Source organism: Collinsella sp. wc0583, from assembly GCF_046116915.1.
Classification (GTDB): domain Bacteria; phylum Actinomycetota; class Coriobacteriia; order Coriobacteriales; family Coriobacteriaceae; genus Collinsella.
In genome coordinates this window covers 147,003-173,442 of sequence record NZ_JBJXBN010000004.1, presented here as the reverse complement: position 1 = coordinate 173,442, position 26,440 = coordinate 147,003, and the positions used below count along the sequence as shown (strand labels likewise).

The 26,440-nt window shown below is 61.0% G+C and carries 17 protein-coding genes; 3 read left to right on the top strand and 14 right to left on the bottom strand.

Features of this window, described 5'->3' with window-relative positions:
- Nucleotides 1-59: 59 nt before the first annotated feature.
- Together ACKUUJ_RS04840 and ACKUUJ_RS04835 are read right to left on the bottom strand one after the other, a co-directional pair.
- Complete coding sequence (locus ACKUUJ_RS04840) at nt 60-1,730, bottom strand: SpaA isopeptide-forming pilin-related protein (protein ID WP_409064835.1); 1,671 nt, start codon at nt 1,728-1,730, stop codon at nt 60-62.
- A complete protein-coding gene (locus tag ACKUUJ_RS04835; protein ID WP_409064834.1) occupies nt 1,723-4,686 on the bottom strand; it encodes a Spy0128 family protein in 2,964 nt (987 codons plus the stop codon). Before ACKUUJ_RS04835 ends, ACKUUJ_RS04840 begins: the two co-directional genes overlap by 8 nt.
- Before the next feature lie 88 nt (nt 4,687-4,774).
- Between ACKUUJ_RS04835 and ACKUUJ_RS04830 the strand changes: the two genes are divergently transcribed.
- A complete protein-coding gene (locus ACKUUJ_RS04830) occupies nt 4,775-6,127 on the top strand; it encodes an IS30 family transposase (RefSeq protein ID WP_409064833.1) in 1,353 nt (450 codons plus the stop codon).
- 194 nt (nt 6,128-6,321) lie between these two features.
- Here ACKUUJ_RS04830 and ACKUUJ_RS04825 read toward each other — a convergent pair whose 3' ends face one another.
- From ACKUUJ_RS04825 to ACKUUJ_RS04790, 8 genes are all read right to left on the bottom strand, one after another.
- Nucleotides 6,322-6,834, bottom strand: a complete 513-nt coding sequence (locus tag ACKUUJ_RS04825; protein WP_409064832.1) for a hypothetical protein — start codon at nt 6,832-6,834, stop codon at nt 6,322-6,324.
- A 590-nt stretch (nt 6,835-7,424) separates the two neighbouring features.
- Nucleotides 7,425-8,246, bottom strand: a complete 822-nt coding sequence (locus tag ACKUUJ_RS04820) for an HAD family hydrolase (RefSeq protein WP_409064831.1) — start codon at nt 8,244-8,246, stop codon at nt 7,425-7,427.
- 216 nt (nt 8,247-8,462) lie between these two features.
- Nucleotides 8,463-9,749: an MFS transporter gene (locus tag ACKUUJ_RS04815; RefSeq protein ID WP_409064830.1), complete on the bottom strand. Its 1,287-nt coding sequence runs from the start codon at nt 9,747-9,749 to the stop codon at nt 8,463-8,465.
- 264 nt (nt 9,750-10,013) lie between these two features.
- Nucleotides 10,014-11,318: a molybdopterin-guanine dinucleotide biosynthesis protein B gene (gene mobB, locus ACKUUJ_RS04810; protein ID WP_409064829.1), complete on the bottom strand. Its 1,305-nt coding sequence runs from the start codon at nt 11,316-11,318 to the stop codon at nt 10,014-10,016.
- Between the two features lie 4 nt (nt 11,319-11,322).
- Complete coding sequence (moaA, locus tag ACKUUJ_RS04805) at nt 11,323-12,378, bottom strand: GTP 3',8-cyclase MoaA (protein ID WP_409064828.1); 1,056 nt, start codon at nt 12,376-12,378, stop codon at nt 11,323-11,325.
- A gap of 235 nt (nt 12,379-12,613) precedes the next feature.
- Nucleotides 12,614-13,651: a hypothetical protein gene (locus ACKUUJ_RS04800; RefSeq protein ID WP_409064827.1), complete on the bottom strand. Its 1,038-nt coding sequence runs from the start codon at nt 13,649-13,651 to the stop codon at nt 12,614-12,616.
- Between the two features lie 215 nt (nt 13,652-13,866).
- Nucleotides 13,867-15,765 (bottom strand): ABC transporter ATP-binding protein, encoded by a 1,899-nt coding sequence (locus ACKUUJ_RS04795; protein WP_409064826.1) that lies wholly within the window; start codon nt 15,763-15,765, stop codon nt 13,867-13,869.
- The gene (locus ACKUUJ_RS04790) at nt 15,758-17,587 is read right to left on the bottom strand and encodes an ABC transporter ATP-binding protein (RefSeq protein WP_195543865.1); all 1,830 of its coding nucleotides are present in this window, start codon (nt 17,585-17,587) and stop codon (nt 15,758-15,760) included. Before ACKUUJ_RS04790 ends, ACKUUJ_RS04795 begins: the two co-directional genes overlap by 8 nt.
- A 258-nt stretch (nt 17,588-17,845) precedes the next feature.
- Here ACKUUJ_RS04790 and ACKUUJ_RS04785 point away from each other — a divergent pair, with 258 nt between their 5' ends.
- Both ACKUUJ_RS04785 and ACKUUJ_RS04780 read left to right on the top strand, forming a co-directional pair.
- Nucleotides 17,846-19,192, top strand: coding sequence for an MATE family efflux transporter (locus tag ACKUUJ_RS04785; RefSeq protein WP_409064825.1), 1,347 nt, complete (start codon nt 17,846-17,848; stop codon nt 19,190-19,192).
- A 61-nt stretch (nt 19,193-19,253) separates the two neighbouring features.
- The gene (locus tag ACKUUJ_RS04780; protein WP_409064824.1) at nt 19,254-20,102 is read left to right on the top strand and encodes a MerR family transcriptional regulator; all 849 of its coding nucleotides are present in this window, start codon (nt 19,254-19,256) and stop codon (nt 20,100-20,102) included.
- A gap of 64 nt (nt 20,103-20,166) precedes the next feature.
- On the opposite strand, the gene ligA is transcribed toward ACKUUJ_RS04780, so the two are convergent.
- The 4 genes from ligA to ACKUUJ_RS04760 form a co-directional block, all read right to left on the bottom strand.
- Complete coding sequence (gene ligA, locus ACKUUJ_RS04775; RefSeq protein WP_409064823.1) at nt 20,167-22,395, bottom strand: NAD-dependent DNA ligase LigA; 2,229 nt, start codon at nt 22,393-22,395, stop codon at nt 20,167-20,169.
- Nucleotides 22,396-22,643: 248 nt separating this feature from the next.
- Entirely contained in the window at nt 22,644-24,110 is a 1,467-nt protein-coding gene (locus tag ACKUUJ_RS04770) for a S1C family serine protease (RefSeq protein ID WP_409064822.1), read from the bottom strand.
- A 208-nt stretch (nt 24,111-24,318) separates the two neighbouring features.
- Nucleotides 24,319-24,981 carry a response regulator transcription factor gene (locus ACKUUJ_RS04765; protein ID WP_118256204.1) on the bottom strand — a complete coding sequence of 221 codons (663 nt, stop codon included), beginning with the start codon at nt 24,979-24,981 and terminating at the stop codon, nt 24,319-24,321.
- Nucleotides 24,982-25,031: 50 nt separating this feature from the next.
- Entirely contained in the window at nt 25,032-26,369 is a 1,338-nt protein-coding gene (locus ACKUUJ_RS04760; RefSeq protein WP_409064821.1) for a glutamine synthetase family protein, read from the bottom strand.
- Nucleotides 26,370-26,440: the final 71 nt, after the last annotated feature.

Here is a 26,440-nt window from a genome sequence, read left to right as displayed (position 1 = left end):
TGTCTGTATCTTAGCATCTACTTCGCTACGTCTCGCCCCGCTCTCTGTGGGGCTGCCAGCTACTCTTTATGGCTGCCACCTCCCCGCTTGACCAGGAGCGCGACCACGATGAGCGCGGCTCCGGCGACCGCTGCGGCGGCCGCGGCGTACATTGCCATATCGCCAGTCGAGGGCATAAAGCCTCCGGTGGTAATGCTAGGGGGTGTGCCGGTGGGCGTGTTGATGAGCGACGCCTCCAGGCTGCCCGTCGACCCGTCCGCGCTGTCGGCGCGCAGGGGCGACTCGGCCGTGATGGTGAGTTTGGGCTTGGCGGCGGCCACCTGGTCGACGTCCAGGCCCTCGGCCTTGACCGTCACGGAGCGCGTGCCCTCAAAGGCGGTGTAGCCCTTGGGCGCCTTGAGTTCGCGGACCTCCAGCTTGCCCGAGTCCACGCCCGAGACGGTCACGCGGCCGTCCTCGCCCGTAGTGACGGTGGCCTTGCCCTCCGCATCCCACGTGCAGTCGGCCGCTAGCGTGCGGCCGCGGTCGTCTGCGATGCTCAGGACCGCACCGGCAAGCGGCTTGTCGCCGTCGCTGCCGCGCTTGGTGAGCGCGAGATCCCAGGTGTAGGCGCACGCATCGTCGCTCGGCGTGCGGGTGAAGCCGGCGTCGCCGGACTGGTCGGCAAAGGGAGAGCGCGGGTAGCGCAGGTAGACCTCGTTGGGGTTGCCCTTCGCGATGCCGTGGTTGCACGCGCTGTTGAGCGGCGCATTGTACACGGCGACCACGCGGGCGCCCGCGGTGAAGGCGTCGGCCCCGCCGAGCGCGGCGATGAGATCGCCGGTGCGCACGGTGAAGGTCTTGCCGTCGGCCGCTACCTTGGTGGCGCACTGGGCCGTGATGTCGGTCCAGCCCTTCGCGGGCTCGGTGCCGGCGCGGCCGTCCTTACCGGTCGAGACGGCGTCGAAGCCGCCGTCCGCGCCCGGCGCCACGTACACGTGCACGCTCGCGGCGACCTTAGAGGGGTCGAGCCCCGCGCTCATGGTGTCGACGAACCGCACCGTATAGGTGCCGTAGGCGGTAAGACCCGCCGGGACCGTGGCAGAGAGGCGCCAGTACAGGTCGTCGGCAACCGTGGCGTCGGCGGCCTTCTGCCAGGCGGCGGTGCTGTCCTCCAGCACATGCTTTTGGACCTTGGGCGTCGCCGCCTTGGGCTTGACGGTGACGGCGCTACCGCCCACCAGGGCCATGATCGGCGCGGTGCCGGCCTCGTTCTGGGAAATGGCGTCGTCGTCGGCGACGATGAGCCAGTAGCCGCAGGGCAGCTCGGTCGTCGTGCCCGCGTTAAGGGCCACAGACTTGGCGCCAGAGCTCTGGAGGGAACGAGCGAGCTGTGCGCTCAGCGCGCTCGTAAGGTGGGAATCGGTGTTGAGCCACTCGGCAGCTTCCTGCGCGGTGGTCTGGGAATTGGGCATGCCAGCGCTGTGCAGCACTGGCAGCGCGGCGTCGCGCACGGCGTCGCTTGCCCAGGCGAGGTCGGTGGCGATCTTGGCGTCGCTGTCGCCGTCGACGACGTTGGCGCTAAAGATCTGGTAGGCGTCGTAGCTGCTCGCCACGGTGCCGCTCACCGTGATGGAACCGGTCGAGGTCGGCGTGGCCTGCGCGGAAGCGGGGAACACAACCGCGCAGGTGCCGATCAGGAGGGCAAGCAGCGCAAACAAGATCGGGAAGGAGCAAACTTTCTTATTCACGACGCTTACCTCCCTTCGCATTCGCCTTGCGACGAATGTGCATCCAGGCCGCAGCAGCGCAAAGCACCGCCGCGCCGGCAAGGTACGTCAGAGTGACGCCCGACATACCAGAAAGGGGCAGAGTGGTGGAGTAGGTGTTGGTGAAGGTGGGGATGGAGGTGTCGGTGGAGTTGGGGGCGAAGGTGTCGATGAACGTCCGTTTTTCGGCTTTGGGGTCTGCTGCCCAATTGCCTGCGGAGTCAACGGTTCCCTTCTTATAGGTCACCCTACAGTTGATCTCTCCTTTTTCGGTGTCATACGTTGGCTCAACCGTGAACTGATAGACCGACTGGTCGTACGTGTAGTGTGAGAACTGCGGACCGTCGGTTTTCTCGCGCACATAGTACGTAAAGGTCTTGAAAGGGCCACCCGGGTCGCCGGGATTATTCCTGATATCAGAGAGCGAGTACTTGAGCTCAATCTTTTCATTGTTTTCGTCCATGAACGGAAGCGTCTGCGTCTTCTCAGAACCAGAGGTCACGGCGGTACCGATGATGTTTTTAAATTCGCTGTCTTTCGCAAGCTGAAGTGTAAACTCCTTCATCTCGCCACCCTCAACGACCTTAGTCGCCCTAGGAGTCCAGGAAACCTCAGGGTCGTACGTGTTGGTGAAGGTTGCCTTATTGGTGGAGGTTGCGCTGCTGGAGTCGACGATTGAATAATAGCCGTCAGTACCTGGTGGCACAGTGCCCAGATCTTTAGCTGAACCCTCATCATGCTTAGTCACGTGCACGCTATCAATCGTGTAGTTATGGACATTAAGCTCTCTAGTCGAATTCGAATTTCCCTGTATCGGAACAGACATAAGTACAGTCTTGTTGTATTTGACTCTCACCTTAATCTCGTATACAGCACGATCGTAATGAACACCAGGCTTATTGCCCCCATCTTCGACCAAGTAGTATGTAATTTCGACAGCACCTTTCGCTAATAACTGCTCGCCAAGCTGTTTGTCGTTAAGAAGCAGCTCGAGCTTGTCGCTAAGGTCAAAGGCGATGTGGCCGTCAGCGCTATTTTGGGCAGATTTGACAAGCTCGCAGCCACCTTTGTCGAATTTATCATTCTTCCAAGAAGGCGCCTTCGCAGTATCCGAGTTCTTGCGATAAACCGTAAACTTGAAATCCCCATCTCCGAGCGTACGGCCGGCCAACTCCTTGGTCGCCTTCAGCTTAAGGCTCGGGTAGACGTACGCATCCGCAGGCACGCCTAGGTACAAGTCGCCATTCGACATGATGCCGCCACCATGGTCCCAGGAATAGTTGCCCGTGATGAAAGTTGTCGCTTCATTCTGCGCATGATTCCGCGCATCAATCGCCGCCTCATCCTCGGCAATAACACCCGAGGTCAGGCCGATGCTATTTTCTACCCCAACAGCACCGTTGGCGGGAATGGTGATGGCTTTTTTAAGTTCGATGCTTCCCGAGTACCGGGCGTCTCCACCGCCAAGCATCTTACCAGTCACAACTGCAATCGGCTTATTGTTATCATGCGCTGCGAGGAAGAAATCGGCATGACCATTGTCACGAAAAACCTGTTCCAAATAGGCGGTATAGTCTTGATTCTTACCGTCGCCGCCTTTAGAAAGATGGGGCGCTTTGTCATTGCCGGAATTGTGCTCTTTGTCGTAAGCAGGATCAGGATATTTTTTGTCATGATAATCAGCACCGGCAGACGAATTGCCAAAGATAGCCGTGCCTTCAGTGTTCGTTACCAAGGTCTTACCCGATGGGCAGACCGCAACGCCGCCACCATAGCCGCCAGCGATATTGCTGCTTATATACGAGTTGTATACAAACAGCCTGCCTGCGTTAGTCGCGTTTTTCGAATCACCCTGAACAAAGATGCCGCCACCCCAGTCATAGCGAGACATGCAGTGATTGTTAGTGATGTAGACTATACTTTTTTTAGTGCCGTTACTTTCTTTAGGGCCGTTAATAAACGCGTCAACCTTCTGGCCCACTCGGATGCCGGCACCTTCAGATCGGTAGCTCACGTTAGAGGCAATAATTCCTCCCGTAACTTTGAGCCATGCCATATCTTGTTGATCAATATTGGTAACGTAAACGCCGCCGCCAGCTTCATCGGAATAGTTGCCAGTAATCTGGCCGCCATAAATGGCGACATCGGCGCCCTTTATGGCGGCAAGCCCAGCGCCGCCATGACAACCATCGCCATCTTTACCGCAGAATTTGGCATAGCGATTGTTCGTAATGTAACCGCCGAAAACAGTAACGCTGCCGCCATATTCGGCCATGATGCCGCCACCAAAGCCAACAGAATCAAGCGTTCTGTTGCCGGAGATTACGCCATTAGTTATGGTGACCGTGGAAGCGTTGGCAGACACACCACCGCCACTATAAGCGCTGTTGCCGGCAATTACGCCACCGGAAACGTCGAGGCTCGAATTGTTGCATATTTCAATTCCGCCGCCCGCATGCGAGCCGAAAGCACCACACACATAGCCGCCGCTCATGTTGACGGTAGAGCCATTCTCGGCATAAACCAAACTGTCGACCCTGCATTGTTTCTGTTGCGTATTTTCCTGTTGCGTAATCACGCCACTCTCGAGCTTGAACGTACCACCCTTGCTGTTAGTTGCGTAGAGATTAATGAGCCTCAGTCCGTCAGAGCCATCGCACGCCACGATGGCACCTTTAATCTCGACGCTATGTTTGAAAAGCATCTCGGTTGTCTTGGTTGTGTCTTTTTTACTCGGGGACGATTCGGTCACGTAGTAGGTAAGGCTAGACGGAATGCCATCGGTGTCGTAAACCAACTCTGCTTCTCTACCATAATTGTTGCGATCTAAAGTCTGATCCTGATCATTTAGCTGCTTGCCGTCGTCGACACTTTCACTCGGTTTCTTAGGATCAGTATCCTTAATTATAAGTGTCGCGCCACCGGTGATATTGAACAAAGGATCTCTTTGACTCGTATGCTTAATCTTCCTTGATTATCAACTTTATCCGAACACCTCCCACATTCATCCGCACATGTGCGGATGAATGTGGGAACCCGATACCCTGAGGGCCGGGCCGGCCGGCCCCGGGAGATCGGAGGACGGCATGTCCGGAAAGAAGAAAAGGGACTCCGCAAGGGCGGTCCCGAGGGCCTACGGAAGGCTCACGAGGCACGAGCGGGACACGGTCCAGAGGATGCTGGAGCGCAGGGCGTCGTGCAGGGAGATCGCGAGGGAGCTGGGCAGGTCGCCCTCGACGGTGAGCGCCGAGGTGGCGTCGCACAGGTTCGTGACGGCGCCGAAGGCCAGGCGCGGCGAGCGCGTGGACGCCTCCGCCGACCTGTCGGCGGCCTGCCCGCGCCTGGCGGCGTGGCCGCGATGCTGCAACGGCTGCGGGCGGTACCGCGCGATCGGCTGCAAGCGCCGCCCCCACGTCTTCTACGAGGCCCGGGCCGCGCAGCTGTGCGCCGACTCGGTCCTCGTCTCGTCCAGGCGCGGGATAGACGCCGACGAGCCCGCCGCGGCCGAGGCGCTCGCCCACATTCGCGACGGCCTGCGCCGCGGCCTGTCGCCCGAGCAGCTGTCGGCCCGGAACGGCGGGCCCGTGGACCTGTCGCCCTCGACGATCTACCGCTGGGTCTCGGCGGGCTACGACGGCATGACCAACATGGAGCTCAGGCGCAAGGTCGGCTACAGGCCGAGGAAGCGCGCCGCCGGCCGGGCGGCCACGCGCCACTCCGCCCGCAGGTCGCATGCCGCGTTCCTCGCCCTCGGGGAGGACGCGTGCGCCGCGGCCTGGGAGATGGACACCGTCGAGGGCGCCCGGGAGGACTCCGCCTGCCTGCTCACGCTGCTGCACCGCCCCAGCAGGCTGCAGCTCGCGCTGCCGCTGGCGGAGAAGACCGCCGGGCGCGTCGCGGCCGCCCTGGGCGATATCAGGGAGGTCCTCGGCGCCGACGGGACGCGCCGCGTGTTCCGCGCCGTCCTCACCGACAACGGCGCCGAGTTCTCCGACGAGGCTGCGATCGCGGCGCTGCTCGGCGAGGGGCCGGGCGAGACGAGGCTGTTCTACTGCGACCCGAGGCGCAGCGACCAGAAGGGCGCCTGCGAGCGAAACCACGTCGAGATAAGGAAGCTGCTGCCCAAGGGCTCCGGGCTCAGGTTCGACCGGCTCGCCCCGGCGGACCTGGCGCTGGCCATGTCGCACGTGAACTCCGAGCCCCGCGGCGCGCTCGGCTTCTCGACGCCCGCGCGCGCCTTCAGGGCGATGCTCGGGGAGGACGCGGCGGCGCTGCTGGACGCCTACGGCGTGGAGGAGGTGCCCATCGGCGAACTCGACCTGACGCCGAGGCTCATCGAGAGGGCGCGCGCAGAGAGGGGCGATGCCCCGCTGGCCTAGCCTAGAGGAAAAACGGAATAGACGGACCGACCGTCCGGCTGAGTCTGGGAAGAGGTGCCGGGCGGCGGGCGGAGCATGGCCACCGGACCCATCGAAACACATCTCCACCGTTCCTTCAACTGGGAAAACGGCGCCCCCGGGGCCCGTGAGGGGCCGCGGGGGCGTTCGGCTAGCTGCGGGAACGGCCTATCCGCTCAATGTGTTCGGCTGAGATCGGAAATCAACCTATGCTTAATCTTATGGCCTTTTAGATCCAGCGTGATATTGCTACCGTCTTGGCCGAGCTGAATTGTCGTTTTGGTATCAATATCTTTCGTAAGCTCAAAGTTGGCAGTGCCGCTCGCGCTCTCCAGCTTAGTTTTCAGCGTATCCGCGCTATCTATCCCACCAGATGCCGCTTCGGTCTGCCCGCCTTCCGCGACCGCCATTACAGCATTGCCATCCGACGACTCGCCATCTTCACCCCGTTGCTCGTCCTCAAGCTGATCCTCAGCCTGATTCTGCTCAACGTCATTTGTAGGATTGGTCTCGCCGCCCTCGACGTCGTCACTATTCTGGTTTTCGGTATCCCCGTTGTTGGTGTTTTCTACATCAGTAGACTCAGTTGAGGAATCCTCCGTCACAGTCTTCTCGGTAGGAACCGTCTGGACATCGTTGGCAATGGCCTGCGAGATCGGAGGCATGACGAGCGACAGCACCAGGCTCAAAACGGAGGCTCCGCACAAAACGCCTGCCAGTACACGGCGCGTCGCTTTTTTTACTCTGCTTAGTTTTTTCTGAATTCGCTTTCATCGATGTCTCCTCCCCAAGAGACCGCGATCTTGCTCTTTCACTATCAAACGTATCTGCGCAACCTGTAATTACGCACGCTTATAGTACATATTGTAACGATTGTTTGAACATCTAAGCAAAAATACCGATAGTTTTGTAGCGAATTCTCAATTCTCTTGACATTTACTCAGATTTGCTTTTGTTTATTCGCTATTTAGTTTTTATTTCTGCTGGTAATTTAGTTGCCTATCATTTTTTAATAGCATTTTATTTATTTGCACAACATTTTGCTCAAGAGCAAGCACCTGTGAACGATCGAAAATCGACCGTGAACGGTAGGTCATTAACCGGGAGGAATAGACTACTAAATTGATGGGAATATCTTTATTTCATCGGTAGTTAGAAGCGTAATGTTCAGACAACCATATCTGAATTTTCGCGTAGATTTTAGGCATCAATTCGCCCAAATCGCCTGAGGCCACCGCAAAAGGAGCCTGTCCCCTTTTGCGGTGGTTCTCCCCCGGCGCTACAGCAGATGTTCCTCGATAAAGATCGCGATGCCGTCTTTGTCGTTGCTGGCGGTTACAAAGTCGGCGGCGGAGCGGGTGGCATCGCTACCATTTGCCATGGCCACGCCCACGCCGGCGTCAGCCACCATGCAGGTGTCGTTATCGGCATCGCCAAACACACAGATGTCCTGGAGCTCCATGTCGTTGAGCTCCGCCACGCGCACAAGGCCGCGCGTCTTGGACACGCGCGGATCCATGAACTCGTAGAGCCGCTGCGTGGTTTGCAGAGCCGCCGCTTTAACGGTGTCATCGGCAAACGTCGACGCCCGCTCAATCACCCGCGGCATTACCTCGGGCGCCATGGTAAACATCACCTTGGGCTGCGGCTCGCGCAAAAACTCGGCAAAATCGACCACCTGGTAGGGCACGCCGTCGACGCGCGACAGGTGCTCGACGCACGCGTTGCTCTCGGGCACGTAGAACACGCCGTCTCGGGGGCAGACGGGCGTTGCCGGAAGGTCCGCCATGTGTTTGCAGATGCGCGCGATGGTCTCGCCCGGCAGCGGATAGCTCAGCTCGTTGATGTCGTGCGCGCGGTCGATGACCTCGGCGCCACCGCAGCCCACGAGCACGTCCACCAGGCCTTCGATACCCCAGAGCTCGTACATGGCCTCGGTCGCGTGGGCGTCGCGCCCGGTGCACAGGCCAAAGAGCACGCCGCGCTCGCGCAGGGCGCGGATCGCCGCCACGGTGCGCGGGGACACCGTGTGCTGGCTCGTGAGCAGCGTGCCGTCGATATCGCAGAACACGGCTTTGATGTGGCTGAAGGTGGTGTCCATGGGGGCCTTTCTGGGTTGTGCGGCGGTGTGGGGTGTATTCGTGAACGGCGTACATGGTATACCAAGGCACGGGCCGTTGGGGCCCGATCACCACAAAGGTGCCTGGCCCCTCTGTGGTGGCCGGACCCGAAGGGTGGCCGGACCCGGGGCGCGAACCATCACAACATTCGACGTTTTTCGGCAAAATCGCGATTTTCGCTGAATGTTGTGATGGTTTTACTGCCTTGCGGCACGATCAAAATGCCGGCGTCCAAACAGCAGCAACGCCGCGGGAACCGCCGTCACGACCATGCCCGCACCAACGAGCGTCTGCTGCACGCCAAACGTCGCCGCCAGCCACGGGGCAATAGCCAGCGGGGCCACGCCGGCGAACATATTGCCAAAGCCCATGACCGAGTTCACGCGACCGAGCTGCTCGAGCGGGGCCGTCGTTTGCACGATCGTGTTGTGGAGCGGGTTGACGATGCCCCAAGCTATGCCCAGTGCAATTTGGCCGACGAGGGTTACACCCACGTACGGTGTCCCCACATAGAGCAAACTTCCCAGACCCACGGACATAAGCGCCACAAGCAGCGTCTTAAGGTTGACCAAGTGCGGCGGCAAGCGGAGCGCGGCCACGGCGCCCAGCACCGCGCCCACACCGCTGGCCGACGAGAGCCAGCCCATCCATTCGACACCGACGTGCAGAATATCGCGGTAGAAGAACGACTCCAGCGGGTCGAAGGCGCCATAGCCAAAGTTCGAAAGGAAAATAATGCAGAACAGTAGGGCGAGGACGCTGTTGGTAAAGACCGTCTTGATGCTGGTCGCGAAGGTGACGCGAGAAGATGTGTTGGGGTCGGGACTTTGGCTGGCCTTATCCGACGTGATGTCGCCGATTACGGGTTTGCCTTCGTGTGTGGCGGCCTGACCTGCACTTTGCCTAAAGCCCCAACCGGCGGCGAGCGCCAGTACGGTAAAGATCATCATGAGCACAAACACCGCGCGCGACGATGCAGCCGCCGCGACAAAGCCGCCCAATGTGGGGCCAACGATGATACTCACGTTTGAAAACATGGCTATGGCGGAGTTGATGTCTTTGAGCTCGAGAGGATCATCGGTGAGGTAGGCTGGATAGGACGTAGCGATGGGCTGGGCAAACCCCATCACGAAGCCCAGGAGCACCGCGCCGAGCAGGACGATGCCGGTCGCGCTGCCAAAAACGATGATCGCCGCGCCGGTTGTCAGCGTGCCCACGATGCTCAGCAAGAAATGACGGCGTGGGCCCCAGGCGTCGAGCGCCGCGCCACCCGCAAAGGATCCCAAGATCACGAAAACGTTCATAAACAGAACGGCCAGCGATGTCGCCACGACCGAGGCATCGTCTGCATAGGTGAGCGTTCCGATGACGCCGATAAAGTAGCTGGTCTGAAAACCGGTGTAGATGAGAAAGCGCATCGCCACCAGGCGCTTGGCCTGCATGGACAGCGATGATTGAGACTTTGAGAAAAGAGAGGCGAGCATGGAGACTCCTTGTTTCATACGAATACGGGCGGCGGGCATTCGCCACCGTCTGTCAAATCAATCTATCCGCATGAAACATTAAGGACGCATCAAGCCCCTTCTCTCCGTTTTTCGCCCGTCATGAACTACTTGGTAGATTGTAAGGCATGTCCCACGCATCTACTAAAGCAAAAACCACCACAAAGGTGCCTGTCCCCTTTGTGGTGGAAATGGCGTTTGCCCAGATAAAACCTGCCAAAATAAACCTGTCCCTTTTGGCAGGTTTTAGGCCAGATGGTCTTGGATAAGATCGCAGATGGCTCGGGCGTCGTTGATGTTGATGGCTCGGGTCGCAAAGCCGGCGTCGAAGGCCTGACGCGCCAGGGCTTCGTTGCAGGCAAGGGCCAGCGTGTGACCGTCGACCAGGTCGAGCGAGCTCTTGCCGCGCAGACGGTCAACACCGGAGCGCGCGACGACGATGTTGTCGAAGCCCTCGGTCTTGTAGCCCTCGATGATCACCACGTCGACATCGTTGTAGCGCGACAGCAGCTCGCGCGCGGGCATCTCGTCCTCCTCGCGCGTGTCGGCGTACTCCGCCCAGCGCGTGGCGCAGATGAGCCCCACATGCTTGGATCCGGCCTGGTGATGGCGCCAGGTGTCCTTAGCGGGTACATCGATATCAAAGCCATGATGACCATGATGCTTGAGCGAACCCACGCGCAGGCCGCGGCGGGTGAGCTCGGCAATGACCTTCTCGACGAGCGTGGTCTTGCCCGAGTTTTGGTAGCCGATAAACGCGATCGCAGGGACGGCCGGTGCCGGAGCTGCGGGCGCGACGGCGACGGGTGCGCTCGCGGGCGCGGCACCGTCAGCGGCGGCAGCCTCAACAGCAGCAACCTGACGCTCGGCACGATCCCACACGCCCGAGCGGCCGCCCTCCTTGTGCAGCAGGCGCACGTCGACGATCTCCATGCCGCGATCGACGGCCTTGCACATGTCGTAGATGGTCAGACACGCGGCACTCGCGCCGGTCAGGGCCTCCATCTCGATACCCGTCTTGCCCGTCACGCCGGCCGTAACCAGTACGTGAAAGCCAACCTGCCCGTCCGCGCGCGCCGGCGCCCAGCCCTCGGGCACGTCCTCGGCCGGCATCCCCGCCGGAGCGATGGGCGCAATGTCGCACTTACTCTTGGTAATGAGCAGCGGATGGCACATGGGGATGATGTCGCTCGTGCGCTTGATGGCCATGATGCCCGCCACGCGTGCGCAGGCAAGCACGTCGCCCTTTTTGGCGCGGTCCTGCAGCACCATGGCTTGCGTCTCGGGGTGCATGAGGATGGTGCCCTCGGCGATGGCGATGCGATGGGTCTCGGCCTTGTCAGACACGTCAACCATGCGCACCTCGCCCTTGGCGTCCACGTGCGTCAGCTCGTCACGACGGGCGTCGCGGGCGGGCTCGGCGGCAGCGCTGGCAGTCGGCTGCGCGGACGCGTCGACGTTGCCGGCATTCGCCGCGGCCGTGGCTTTGTGGGCAGACATCGCGGCCCTGCGAGCGGCCTTGGTGGCATCGGCGTACCTGCTCTTGGCCATATGATCATCCTCCGATTTGGGACATAAATCGTTGCGTGCCCTCAATTATCGCGTGTTCCTGCGGTTTGTGGGCGACGGCATCGCGCCAAATCGAAAGTACCTGCATATCATCACCACGGCGCAACGCCTCACGCACCGAATACTCGGCATCGCTAAACAGGCACGGACGCACGTTGCCATCGGCCGTCAGGCGCAGACGGTTGCAATTCGCACAAAAATGATTGGACATGGCGCTAATGAAGCCGACCGTTCCCGCCGCGCCCGGAAAGTGCCAATAGCGCGCAGGGCCCGCGCCGGCAGGAGCGTCGTTGATGTCGAGCGGCTCGAGCTCGCCCAGTCCCGCCGCGGCGGCCCCGGCATTGATGCGCGCCCGCAGCTCGTCGCTCGGCACGGTATCGCTCGCGTCCCACAGCTCGGGATTGAGTGTGGGCGCGTGCGGGTCCACAGCGCAATGCGAGCTCGTGTGTTCGTCGCCGATGGGCATGTATTCGATAAAGCGCAGGTGGATGGGCCGGTCGAGCGTGAGCCGTGCGAGGGCCGCCACATCCTGGTTGAGCCGGCGCACCACAACGCAGTTGACCTTAACGGGTTCAAAGCCCCAAGCCAGCGCTGCGTCGATGCCCGCCATGGTCTGCTCGAGTCGACCCAGACGCGTGATCTTTCCAAACAGCTCGGGGTCGAGTGTGTCGAGCGAAATGTTGACGCGGTTAAGTCCTGCGTCTTTGAGGTGCGGCGCCAGCTTGGGCAGCAGGGCGCCGTTGGTGGTGAGTGAGATGTCCTCGATCTGCGGGATCGCACGAATGTCGCGAATGAGCGGGATGATGCGGCGGCTGACCAGCGGCTCGCCGCCCGTCAGGCGCACGCGGCGAATGCCCTCCCCCGCCACCAAGCGCACAAAGCGGGCGATTTCCTCGGCACTGAGCAGCTCGTCGTGTGCACGGGGCGCCACGCCATCGGCCGGCATGCAGTAAATGCAGCGGAAATTGCACTTGTCGGTAACGGCAATGCGCAGGTAGTTGATATCGCGGCCAAAGCCGTCATGTTGCACGTGCCCGTCCACGCAGCCCTCCCCTCACGCGGCGTTTTATTCTTCGGAAAACATAATACTCCACGGGAGAATCATGCCGACACCCGTACGACAGGACGGGTCGCTTCGAGCAAAACGGACTTTCCAAGCCCATCCTCAGCATACAAACCATCACAACATTCGATGCTTTTCCCGTTTTTGGCAAAAAACGTCGAATGTTGTGATGGTCTGCCTGCCCACGGCACCCCGTAGAAGGACCAAAGCGTCCCTAAAGGCTGCCGTCCCAGTGTCGAATCACGAATTCTCGCAGGTCATTCTGACGTTTTTGGAACACCTCGCTTCGGTCGCACTTGAGACCCATAGCGAGCGCGATGGCGTTCATCGCCCGATGCAATTGCAGCTGATGGGCAAACTGAGTCCCGGTGAGGACGATCATCCTAAAGCCCAGCGCGCTCAGCACGGTCATACGCTCCGCGTCCGACGCGCTGCGCTGTTTATCAAGATGGTCCGAGCCGTTGTATTCAATCCCCGTACCGCTTGCAGGCGCATATACGTCGATCTCGAAATACCCGGCCTTTGCGAGATATTTGAACTCGTTGGGAACATCGACCCGATGGTTGAGCTCGATCTTGGCGTATCCCAACCCTCCCTGGGAACGTTTTGCTACAACCATGATTGCGGTGGCTGTCTCCATGGGCGACCGCGCGCCATCGTGCACACGCTTGAGCGCGGCGGCCGCGCGTATTGTCCCCTGGCGAGATCGGTTCTCATTGCAATAAGCAATCAAGTCGGCAACGGTATACCTCTGCCCCATCTCGATATAATCGCCTGTCGACAGATGATTCAAATGGTATCGGGCGCAGATTTCGTAGCCATATTCCAGCTGCTCGGGCTCGCTCATCCACGAACCCGCTTGAACAAAGCACATGGCCTCATCAACCACCAGAAGGCCCTCTGCCACCTCGATAAGATGGCCTGGAGGTACCGGCGCTCCAAACACGTGGCATCTAAATCCAGCCGGCGTCGAGCGCTCAAAATCGAAGTTGACGAGCGTGTCGATATGATCGAGCTCTTCTCGTGGAATACCGAACGAAACCAGATAGTCGGTAACGATCTCAACTGCCGTTGAAGCCCTCAGCCCCTTGGCATCGAGTCCCAATTTGGGCAGGCTCGCAGTCGGCTCCGCCTCGTTAGCAAGCGAGTCCTCATCGTATAGGCTGCTTGCACGCGAGAGCGGCTCGGACGGGCGCGCCACGTTGTGGTACAGCCAGGCGGTCTTATGGGACAGGACGATCGGCAGGTCCATGAGCCCTCCAATGGAGTCGGATAACCAACCTTATTCCCCTGCTCACGGGTCCGCACACCTTCGTGCACAAGAAAGCGATTCCACCCGGTCGAGCGGCAGAAAAACCATCACAACATTCGATGCTTTTCCCGTTTTTGGCGAAAAACGTCGAATGTTGTGATGGTTTGAGACGAGGTGAGGGGCACGGAGGGATCAAAGTATCGTGCTCGAACGGGTTAATCCAGCTCTTTTAAGCCATGCGCCAGCTGCCAGTACTCGCCGTGCTGGGCGAGCAGCTCTTCGTGCGTGCCGCGCTCGATGATGCGGCCGTGTTCGAGGACCATGATGGCGTCGGCATCGCGGACGGTGGACAGGCGGTGCGCGATCATAAAGGTGGTGCGTCCGCGCATGATGCGGTCCATACCGCGTTCGATGAGCTTTTCGGTACGCGTGTCGATGCTCGAAGTGGCTTCGTCCAGGATGAGCACCGGCGGGTCGGCGACGGCCACGCGCGCGATGGCGAGCAGCTGACGCTGACCCTGCGACAGGTTGGCGCCGTCGGCCGTGACCGGTGTGTCGTAGCCCCGCGGCAGGCGGCGGATAAACGAGTCGGCGCAGGCGGCCTCGGCAGCGGCGCGTACCTCCTCGTCGGTCGCGTCGAGCTTGCCAAAGCGGATGTTCTGCGCAATGGTGCCGCTAAACAGGTGCGTGTCCTGCAGCACAATGCCGAGCGATCCGCGCAGGCTGGCCTTGGCAATGTGCTTGACGTCGATGCCGTCGTACGTGATCTCGCCGTCATCGACCTCGTAGAAGCGGTTGATGAGGTTGGTGATGGTCGTCTTTCCGGCGCCCGTCGAGCCCACAAACGCGATCTTTTGCCCCGGCTTGGCAAACAGGTTGAGATCCATGAGCACACGGGTGCCCGGCACGTAGGAAAAATCCACGGCATGGAAGCGCACGTCGCCGGCAAGCGGGACCAAGCCGCACGTGAGCTCGGTGCCGTCGGCAGCCACCGCGCGGCCCGACTCATCAACAGCAACCACATCATGCAAGTGCCCGTACGCGCCCACGCCCTGACCCTCGGGAATCTTCCACGCCCATGCGGCGTCGCCCGTCTGCACCAGCTCCACGCAGCCCTCGTCCACCTCGGGCTTAAGGTCCATAGCCGCAAACAGGCGCTCGGCACCGGCCAACGCGTTGAGCAAGAAGTTGCCGAGCTGCGTAAACTGGTTGATGGGCATGGCGGCCTGGCGCACAAAGACCAGGTAGCTCGCGAGCGCACCTACGTCGGCGAGCCCCTTGATGCAGAGCATGCCGCCCGCCACGGCGACGATGGCATAGTTGACGTAGCCAATCACGACAGTCATGGGCACCATGGAGTTGGCATAGCTCACGGCGGCGGTGCCGGTGCGGCGAAGCTCGTCGTTGCGGCAGGCAAAGCCGGCGACATTCGCCGCCTCGCGGTTAAAGACCTTGATGACCTTTTGGCCCGAGACCATCTCTTCGATATATCCGTCCAGGTCGCCAAGCGATGCCTGCTGGGCGGCAAAGAAGCGCTTAGAGCGCGCGCCCGAATAGCGCGCATACAGCACAATGGCCGCATCGCACACGAGTGTGATAATCGTGAGCTGCCAGTTAAGGATGATGAGCATGGCCGTGGTGCCCACAACCTGAATGGTGGCCTGAATCACGTTGGCAAAGCTGTTGTTAAGCGCCTCGGAGACGGTGTCGACGTCATTGGTGAAAAAGCTCATGATGTCGCCCGAGCGCGTGCTGTCAAAATAACTGAGCGGCAGCGTCTGGATGTGCGCGAACAGGTCGCGGCGAATATCGGACACCACGCGTTGGGCCGCGCGCACCATGATCTGCGAGTAGCCCAGGGCCGAGAGCACGCCCGCAGCGTAGATGATCGCCGTCAGGATGACCTGCTTGGCGAGCAGTTCCTCCCCGCCCGTGGCCAAACCGTTAACGATGGGGCGCACCATGTAGGTGCCGGCGAGGCTCGCGATGGCGGCAACGGAGGCGAGCACGCCCACCGCGAGCAACGAGAACTTGGCATGCCCCATGTAGGAGAGCAAGCGGCGCACAGTGCGCTTGAGGTCGGCCGGGCGTGCTTGGGCTGCGGTCTTAGGCATGACGCTCACCCCCTTCCAAGGGCGATCCGCATGCGACGGAGGAAAACGGATCATTCGCGCAACCATCGTCGCTGCCGTCGCCGGCGTCCGCGTTCCTCGCAAACTCCATCTGCGAGGCATAAATCTCCTGGTATATGTTGTCGCCCGCTAGCAGTTCCTCGTGCGTGCCCACGCCGTGGACACGACCGTCGTCCAATACCACAATGCGATCGGCATCCATGACACTCGCGATGCGCTGGGCGATGATGAGCACGGTCGTATCGGAAATCCGGGCGATGTGCTCGCGAATCTTAGCGTCGGTCGCCATATCGACCGCGCTGGTGGAGTCATCAAAAATGAGCACGCGCGGATGCTTGAGCAGCGTGCGCGCGATGCACAGGCGTTGCTTCTGGCCACCCGAGACACCGGCGCCGCCTTGGCCCAACTCGCCGTCCAGCCCGCCGATGCGATCAAGGAACTCGTCCACGCACGCCGCGCGGCAAGCCGCGAGGAGCTCATCGTCCGACGCCTGCGGATTGCCCCACTGCAGGTTCTCGCGCACGGTACCCGTAAACAGCACGTTCTTTTGCAGCACAATGCCCACGGCGTCGCGTAAGGTCGCGAGGTCGTAGTCGCGCACGTCGTGTCCGCCCACAAGCACGGTGCCCTCAGTGGCGTCGTACAGGCGCGCAATCAGCTGTACAAGCGAACTCTTGCCCGAGCCCGTGCCGCCGAGGATGCCCACCGTCGAGCCGCTCTCGATGCGAAGGTCGATATGCTCGAGCACATCCTCGGCAGCATCCGCGCGGTATTTAAACGACACGTCGCGAAACTCGATACTGCCGTCCGTTGGCGCCGCAGTCGCGAGGTCCCCCGCAGGATTGGCGATAAAGGGCTCTTCATCGAGCACCTCTGCGATACGGCCCACACTCGTAAGAGCGCGCGTGAGCAGCAAAAACACGTTGGAAATCATCATGAGCGAATTCATGATCAGCAGCACGTAGCTCATAAAGCCCGTGAGCGAGCCCACGCCCAGCTTGCCGGCGAGAATCATGCGGCCGCCAATCCACAGGATGGAGAGCGCAGCCACGTACATCGACAGCTGAAACACCGGCAGGTTGAGCACCGCGCTGCCAAAGGTCTTTGTCGCAGTGCGCGCAAGCTCGGTATTGACTGCGTCGAACTTGGCCTCCTCGTGCTCGGTACGAACGTAGGCCTTGACGGCACGCACGGCGGTGAGGTCTTCCTGTACCACGCCGTTGAGGTGGTCCATCGAGGTCTGGAGTTGGCGGTAGAGCGGACTGACGCGATAGGTGATGACGCCCAGTACGATTGCCAGCACGGGCAAGATGATCGCAAAGACGGTGGCGAGCGGGCGCGACAGCATCAGCGCGTAGATAAGGCCGACGATAAGCGTCACCGGGCCGCGCACCATAGGGCGAAAGCCGTTGCCCACAGCATTTTGGATAACGGTGATGTCCGTGGTCATGCGGGTGACGAGCGAGCTGGCGTCGTAGTTGTCCAGGTTACCAAAAGCGAGCGTCTGAATCTTTTTGTACTCGGCCTCGCGCAGGTTAGCGCCTAGGCCCGAGGCAACGCGGGCGGACGTGCGGGCATAACCCAAGCCCAGTACCAGCGAAAGCGCAGCGCACACCAACATGTACGCGCCCTGCAGCAGCATGTAGTTGATATCACCCGCAGGCACGCCCACATCGATGATGTTGGCCATGATGACCGGGATAAACAGCTCGAGCACCGTCTCGACCGACACAAAGAACACGCCGAGGATGGCATCGCGACGGTATGCCCCTAGATAGGAAAACAGTATTTTGAGATTGCGCACGCAGGTTCAACCCCCATCAAACGTTGTTCGCAAACGCACGTATTATTGCGCGCCGAATAATGGTGTCAAGTATTCCGAAATCGTTTTCTGCAAGGTTAGCGACGGCGGCGAGTTCTCGTGACGTGTGTCCATATTCACTCGGAATAATGGTGCGCGAGACTTTTTCGCTCCGGCGTCAACACAAACCTTGACTCTACAATCGTTGTAGGGTTTTCACTACACTGGTACGTAAACGAACCCAGCCAGAAAGCCCCGCCCATGGAACACGACCTCACACGCGGCAATGTCCTTAAGACCATCGCGGTCTTTGCCCTGCCTTATATGCTCTCGTACTTTTTGCAGATGCTCTACGGCATGGCCGACCTGTACATGATGGGGCAGTTTAGCGGCGCCGCCGGCATCACCGCCGTGGGCAATGGTGCGCAGACGCTCTATATCATTACCGTGACGCTCGTGGGTCTAGCCATGGGAACGACGGTCATCGTCGGTCACGCCGTGGGTTCGCGCCGCTTCGACCGCGCCGAGACCGCCATCGGCAACACCATCACGCTCTTTATGGGCGTCTCGGTGGTGCTGGCCGCTGTCCTGCTTGCATTGTGTCCGCAGATTGTGGCACTCATTGGCACGCCGGCCGAGGCAGTCGAAGGAACCGCCGCCTACCTGCGTATCTGCTTTGTCGGCATTCCGTTTATCGCCGCATACAACATTCTTTCGGCCATCTTTCGCGGGCTGGGCGATTCGCGCTCGCCCATGTACGTGATCGGCGTGGCGTGCATCATTAACATCGCGCTCGATTTTCTGTTTATCGGCCACATGGGGCTCGGCCCCGTGGGCGCGGCGCTCGGCACGGTGACCGCCCAGACGGCCAGCGTTGCCCTCGCGCTCGTGTGGCTCAAGAGCCGCCGCACGAACATCCACGTAAAGCGCAGCGACCTGCGCCCCCAGCCCGAGGTGCTCGGCAGCATTCTTAAGATTGGCGTGCCCGTGGCCGTGCAGGACGGCTGCATCCAGGTGGCGTTTATGTTTATCACCGTCATCGCCAACCACCGAGGGCTCGTCGACGCCGCCGCCGTGGGCCTGGTCGAAAAGATGATCAGCTTTTTGTTCATTGTGCCAAGTTCCATGGGTGCCACCGTCAGCGCGCTCACGGCGCAAAATGCCGGCGCGGGCAAGGGCGACCGCGCACGTCAGGTGCTCAAGGACGCTATGACGATCTCGGTGGTGTACGGCTGCCTGATCACGGTGCTGATGTGGCTGGTGGCCCCGGCGTTTATTGGCTTTTTTGCCAAGGACGCCGCGGTGGTCGCGGCCGGTACCGGCTATATGCGCAGCTACATTTTCGACGCAATCTTTGCCGGCATCCACATTTGCTTTAGCGGCTTTTTCGCTGCTTACGGCAAGAGCTACATCGGCTTTGCGCACAACGTGCTGGCCGTGGCGCTCATTCGCGTGCCGGGCGCGTGGCTGCTATCGAACGCCTATTCCGACACGTTGTTTCCCATGGGCATCGCTTCGCCGTGCGGCTCGATTTTGTCGGCGGTCATCTGTGTTGTCGCGTTTACCGTGCTCAACCGGCGCGGGGCTTTTAACAAGCTGATGGCGTAGAGGATCGTTTGCGTCGTACGACCTCGGCGCCCCTTCCCCGTCCATTGAAAGGAGCGGTGCCATGACCGACTCGCCAACTGAACATACCGAGGGTCTGCTCCGCATTGGCGAGGTTGCGCGCCTGTTTAACCTGAGCGTGGGCACGCTGCGCCATTACGAGCAGATGGGCTTGCTGGATCCGGCACACATCGATCCGGCAAGTGGATACCGCTACTACGGATCGCGGCAGCTCTCCACCCTCAACACCATCAGTCATCTGCGTGTTCTCGACTTGCCGCTCGCACAAATCCGTGAGTTTGTGACCACGCGCGATGTGGACCTCATGCAGCGGCAGCTGACTCAGCAGCAGGAGCTCATCGAGCGCAAGCGCCGCGAGCTCGAACGCGTGTCGCGCAAGATCGATAACCGGCTTGCCCTGTTGCACGATGCCCTGAACACCGAGCTCGATACCATTTGCACAATCGATGCGCCCGAGCTTCGCTGCGCCGTGTTGCGCGAACGCGTCAACCCCACCGACGCCTATGCGTTGGAGTGGCAGATTCGTCAACTGCAGAAGGGCCAGCACGAGACCTTTGTCTTTCTGGGCAACTTGGGCGTTGGGATTAGCGCCGAGCGCCTCGCCGCCGGCGACTTTGATGGCTACGACGAGGTCTTTCTACTGCTCGATGACACCGATGATTACGAGGGCGACCTCGAGACGCGGCCCGCCGCGCGCTGCCTGACCATTAGCTTTCGCGGCACGCACGGGCAAGCAACCCCACGCTATGAGCAGCTGCTCAACTATATGCGCGAGCGCAACCTGACACCCGTCGGCCCCTCGCGCGAGATCGCCCTCATCGACGACATCATCAGCGACAACCCCACAACCTACGTGACGCAGATCACAGTGCCCGTTGCCCCGTCCAAATAAGATCCGCCCGGAAGGCAGTTCAATCATGCTTTCCGGGCGGATCTTCAATTTGGTTATCGATGCACTAAGCCTGGGGCACCTCACCGGTAGCCAAGATCTGCTCGAGTGCGTCCTCATCCAGTACGGGCACACCCAGCTGCTCGGCCTTGGTGAGCTTGGAGCCCGCCTTGGGGCCGGCGACCAGATAGCTCGTCTTCTTTGAAACACTGCCCGAGACCTTGGCACCAAGCACCTTGAGCGCCGCGCCTGCCTCGTCGCGGGTGCGGTTGACGAGCGTGCCGGTGAGCACGAAGGTCAGACCCGCAAGCGGCTGTGCGTCAGCAAGCTCACCCGCCACGCCAGTGTCGGCTGCGGCCTGCGCGTGCGCGGCGCCCAAGTCGACCTCGAGCGACAGGCCCGCCTGGCGCAGGCGCTCCAGCACGGCAAGGTTCTCGGGCACGGCCAGGAACTGCTTGACGCTCGCCGCAATCTTGGGACCGATGCCCTCGCACTCGGCGATGTCCTCTTCACTCGCCAAGATGAGCTTGTCAATCGACAGGAATCGCTCGGCGATGACCTCGCCCACACTCTTGCCCACATGGCGGATACCCAGGGCAAACAGCACGCGACCGAGCGACTGGCTCTTGGACTTGTTGAGCTCGGCGATGATCTTTTCGGCCGTCTTGAGGCCTACCGGGATGGGGTCGCCCTTCTTAACGCCCTTTTTGCTGTTGGAGCTGGCATAGGTGCGCCCCGTGTCCAGGCCTGCGATGTCGTCGACCGTGAGCTGGTAGAAGTCCGCGACATCGTGAATCAGCCCGGCGGCGATCATCTTGTCGACAATCTCGTCGCCTAGGCCATCAACGTCCATGCAGCCGCGGCTCACCCAGTGAAGCAGGCGCTCCTTGAGCTGCGCGGGGCAATCGATGGAGACGCAGCGGTAGGCAACCTCGCCGTCCTCGTGGACCACGGGACTACCGCACACGGGGCAGACCTCGGGCATGTGCCAGTCGACCGAATCAGCCGGGCGCTTGTCGAGTACCGGGCCCACGACCTCGGGGATTACGTCGCCCGCCTTGTGCACGATGATAGTGTCGCCCTCGCGCACGTTTTTGCGACGGATCTCGTCGATGTTGTGTAGCGTGGCGCGCGCGATAGTGGAGCCGGCAACCGTCACCGGGTCGAACTCGGCGACCGGCGTGAGCACACCGGTGCGGCCCACCTGGATACGAATCTCGCGCAGGACGGTCTGTTTTTCCTCGGGCGGGAACTTAAAGGCAATGGCCCAGCGTGGTGCGCGGGCGGTAAAGCCCAGGTCGAGCTGCTGCTGGAAGCTGTCGACCTTTACGACCACGCCGTCGATGTCGTAGTCCAGGTCACCGCGATGCTCGAGGGCCTGGGCGCAGAACTCGTGAACCTCGGCCGGCGCGGCGCAACGAGCCACGTTGGGGTTGACGCTAAAGCCGGCGCTACGAAGCCAGTCCAGAAACTCGCGCTGGCTGTGGACGTGCAGCGGGTCGGTATCGGCGATGGCATAGATAAAGGTGGCCAGGTCGCGGCGCGCCGTGACCTTGGGGTCTTTCTGACGCAGGCTGCCGGCGGCGGCGTTGCGCGGGTTGGCGAAGGGGTCGCGCCCCTCGGCATCGGCCTCTTCATTCAGACGCACAAAGCTGCCCTTGGGCATATAGACCTCGCCGCGCACCTCGATGGTGCGCTCGCGGTCAGCGCCCATGTGGGCGAGCGCCGGCTCGGACAGGTGCATGGGCACATCCTTGATGGTGCGCACATTGAGCGACACGTCCTCGCCCGTGGTGCCGTCGCCGCGCGTGGCGGCGCGCACAAAGGTGCCGTTTTGGTAGGTAAGCGCCACGCCCAGACCGTCGATCTTAAGCTCACAGGTATAGGTGACGCTACCGGCACCGAGCGCATCCTCGGTGCGCTGGAGCCAAGCGTCGAGCTCGTCCAGGTCCATGGCATCGTCCATGGAATACATGCGTGCCATGTGCGTAACCGGCGTAAACTGCTCGCTCACGTAGCCGCCCACGCGCTGGGTATAGCTGTCGGGCGTCACCAGGTCGGGGTAGGTCGCCTCGATTTCCTGCAGCTCAACGAGCATTTTGTCAAAGGCGGCGTCCGTGATCTCGGGCGCGTCGAGCATGTAGTAGCGATAGGCGTGGTAATCGAGCTCGTGGCGCAGCTCGGCCGCACGCGTTGCCGCCTGGGCACGGGCATCGGTCGGTGCGGTGGCTTCCGCGGTCGTGGGCGTTTCGGTATCGATATCCACGCCGTCACCAAACAGGCTCGATTGCTCCATAGCGGCACTCCTTCGCTCGATTTCAAACGGATACTAGAGTACCACCGGTCACCATGGCGCCGAATAGCCCTTTCGAACCGCACCGAATCGGCAGCCGACGGACCGGGGCGGAGCGCGCGATCAAACCATGCCCTTGCCAGCTCTAATTGATCCGTTTTCCTCCGTCCCCAACGGATCAATAAGAAGAGAGGGGCTGCCCCGCATCGGCGGGACAGCCCCTCTGGCTTCGATATGCGCAATACAGCTCGTTAGAAACCCTGACTGTAGCCTTGGCCCTGGCCCTGCTGGCCTAGCAGCTCCTCCAGGTACTGGCGCAGCTGCTCGTCGGTGATGCCGCCGTTGCCGGTGTCGGTCGAACTGTCGTCCTGCTGCTGGTTCTGCAGCTCCTCGTCAGAGCCCAGCTCGACGGTGACCTTCTTCTCTTCCTTGCCGCGCACGAGCGTGATCTCGACCTTCTCGCCCACCTCGTGGCTGCGCAGTGCGATGATCAGGCCATCGGCACTCGTAATCTCGTCGTCGCCCAGCTTGGTAATGACATCGCCCTCTTGGATGCCAGCTCTGGCGGCGGGGCCATCCTCAACGACGCTCGCCACATAGGCGCCGCTATCGGTACTCAGTTTGTTGGTGCGGGCGTTGAGCGCGTTGACGCTCGAAAGCGTGGCACCCAGGTACGGATGAACCGGCGTCTTGCCGCCGATAATCTGGTCGGCAATGTTCTTGGCGTAGTTAACGGGAATAGCAAAGCCCACGCCCGAGCTGGAGCCCGAGTAGCTCTCGATGAGCGAGTTAATACCCACGAGCTCGCCGTTGTCGTTAACGAGCGCGCCACCGGAATTGCCCGGGTTGATGGCGGCATCGGTCTGGATCATGTTGGCATAGATGGTATTGCCGCTGGTAGAGCTCATGGCCGTGGAGCGATAGAGCGCCGAGACGATGCCCGTGGAGACAGACTGTTCGTTGCCAAACGGCGAACCGATGGCCATAACCCACTCGCCCACGTTGAGCTTGGAGGAGTCGCCAATCTCGATCGGCGTAAGCTTGGAGGCGTCTGCATCCTTGAGCTTGATGACGGCTAGGTCGCTCGAAGCATCGTTGCCCACGAACTCGGCCTCGTAGGTGGCGCCGTCGTCCATGGTCACCACGTACTGGTCGTAACCATCGACCACGTGGTTGTTGGTGAGGATATGGCCCTCGGTATCGAGCACCACGCCCGAACCAACGCTGCCCGAGCTATCCGACTCATCAGCAGACTGCGAAAGCGAGCCATTCTGGCTGCCGCTCGAAGTGGCGGTGATGGAAACGACGGAGGGCAAGGCCTTGGCAGAAACGGCCTCGGCCAGCGTGGTGTCCTCGGAATCAATCGTAATCTTTTGCGTCGACGAACCCGAAGCACCCGCCGTCACGGCATTCTTGCCACCACCAATGTTGAGCGTGCCACTCATAATGAGCGCGATGACCAGCAGAGCGCCGCAGGCGCAGCCGGCAAGCGCTGTAATAAAGATCGGCAGCTTTTTGGTCTTGGTCTTGGTCTTGACCACCGTGTGCTTGTTTACAACCTGCTGGCCGCCCAGCGGCTTGCCAGTCTGTGTGTCGTAGGCCTGCACGTAGGGAATGTTGCTGCCGGCAGGCGTCGACTCCACCTGCACACGCGGCTGCTGCTGGGTCTCGCCGGCGTTGCCCGCATCCTGGGGACGCTGGGAATCGTTCTCGCTCATGGCTGCGATCCTTTCGTCAAATAACCAAAGGCCCACCAAACATGTGGCGGGCCATCATTGTTCACGTTGAGTTGTACCCCAATATGCGGGTGCACGTGTATGAGAACGCAATCTTTTAGGAATGCTTAAGTTCTGTTGCAGGCCCTAAAGGAACCCGCACCTGCGTCAAAACCACCACAAAGGCGCCTGTCCCCTTTGTGGTGGAAAGCTAGTCCTTAAACAGATAGCCCACGCCGCGGACGGTGGTGATGTGTGCCGCGATCTGCGGGCCCACCTTGGAGCGGATGCGTCGGATGTGCACGTCGACGGTGCGCGTACCGCCGCAGTACTCAAAGCCCCACACGCGGTGCAGCAGCACCTCGCGGCTGTAAGCACGGTTGGGATGCGTCGCCAAAAAGCTCAGCAGCGAGTATTCCATCAGCGTCAGGTCGATGGGCTCGTTATCGAGCGTCACCTGGTAGGTTGCCAGGTTAATCTCGAGGTTGTCGATGTTGAGCACATCGTCGGCGGCGACAGTCTCCTCCTCGCCCATCAGGCGCTGCGCGCGAGCCTTGAGCTCGTTGGGCGTCGCCGTGGGGCATACAAAGTCGGCATGCGCGTGATTCGGCAGGCGCAGGGTGCCGAGTGCCTCGTCATCGACGATCACCAGCATGGGGACGCCGCCGCGATCGTCAAGCCACTTGGCAATCTGATCGATGCGGTCACTGCGGATGCCATCGGAATCGAGGATCAGCAGGTCAAAGTCGTGCGCCGCAGTCGGCGAATCGGGGGTTGCCAGGCTCACCTCGACACCCAGGGTGGTCGTCAAGCTGCGGGCAAACTCGTGGAAGCGCGTCGTGCGCGCCATGAACAGGGCACTCTTTTCGGACATATCGACCTCCAAGGAAATGAGCTCAATCGTACTGGAACAAGCCAGCGCGATTAGGAGTTCGCCAGATAATGCTTGATCTCCCACTCGGTGATCGTAGACTCAAACTTATGCCACTCGTCGCGCTTCTTTTTGAGGAAGAAGCTATGGATGTGCTCGCCGAGGGCATCCTTCATAAACTGCGAGTCCTCAAAGACGTCGAGCGCCTCTTTGAGCGAGCGCGGCAGCGGCGTATAGCCGGCCTCGACCATCTGACGGTCGGTGAGCTTGAGCGTCTCGGCCGTTGCCTCGGGCGGGAGCTCCAGTTTGCGCTCGATGCCATCGAGACCAGCCGCCAGCGTGACGGCGTTGACCAGGTACGGGTTGGCCATGGGGTCGGGGCTACGAAGCTCGATGCGCGTGGACAGCTGCTTGCCGGGCTTGTAGACCGGGATGCGGACCATGCTCGCGCGGTTGCGCAGGCCCCACGTGGCGTACTGCGGCACAGAGTCGCCACCCGTGGTGATGCGCTTGTATGAGTTGACCGTGGGGTTGGTGATGGCGCTGATCTCGCGCGCGTGCGTCAGAATGCCGGCCATGTAGTGTTTGGCGATGTCGGATAGATGGTACTTCTCGTCGTCCTCGCCCCAAAAGACGTTGTTGCCGTCGTGATCGAATAGCGACTGGCACAGGAACATAGCACTGCCGTCTTCGCCTGCCAACGGCTTGGGCATAAAGGAGGCGTGGCAACCGCTCTCGTAGGCCTGCTGCTTAATGATGAGTTTGGCCGTGGTGATGGCGTCGGACATGCTCAGGGCCTCGGCGTGGCGCAGGCTCATGCCATGCTGCGAGCGGCCAGCGGCGTGGAAGGTGTATTCCACGGGCACGGACATCTTCTCGAGCGTGAGGACCGTGTTGCGACGCAGGTCGCGAGCAGCATCGCTCACCGAAAGGTCAAAGTAGCCCACGTTGTCGAGCGGCTCGGGCGTGTGCTCGTCGGGGAAGTAGTAGTACTCCAGCTCGGCGCCCACGTTGAGCAGGTAGCCGGCCTTCTCGGCCTTATAGAACATGCGGCGCAGGGCGTCGCGCGGGTCGCCGGCAAACGGCTTGCGATCGGGGGTGCACACGTCGCAGAACACGCGGGCGACGCCGTTGTGGCTCGGGCGCCACGGCAGGATCTGGAAGGTCGAAGCATCGGGAAACGCCAGCATATCGGCTTCCTCGGGCGTGGCAAAGCCCTCGATAGCGGAGCCGTCAAAGCCAATACCCTCCTCAAAAGCGACCTCGAGGTCCTCGGGGCTAATGGCAAAGTTCTTGAGGCGGCCGAGAATGTCGACAAACCACAGACGCACAAAGCGGATGTCACGCTGCTCTACGGAGCGGAGTACGTAATCGATATTCTGCTGGTTCATGTCGCTCCCCTTTCTTTCGGGCGGGTTTCGACTGGTCTATATCGCAGATACTATCGCAGAAAAATGTTTCC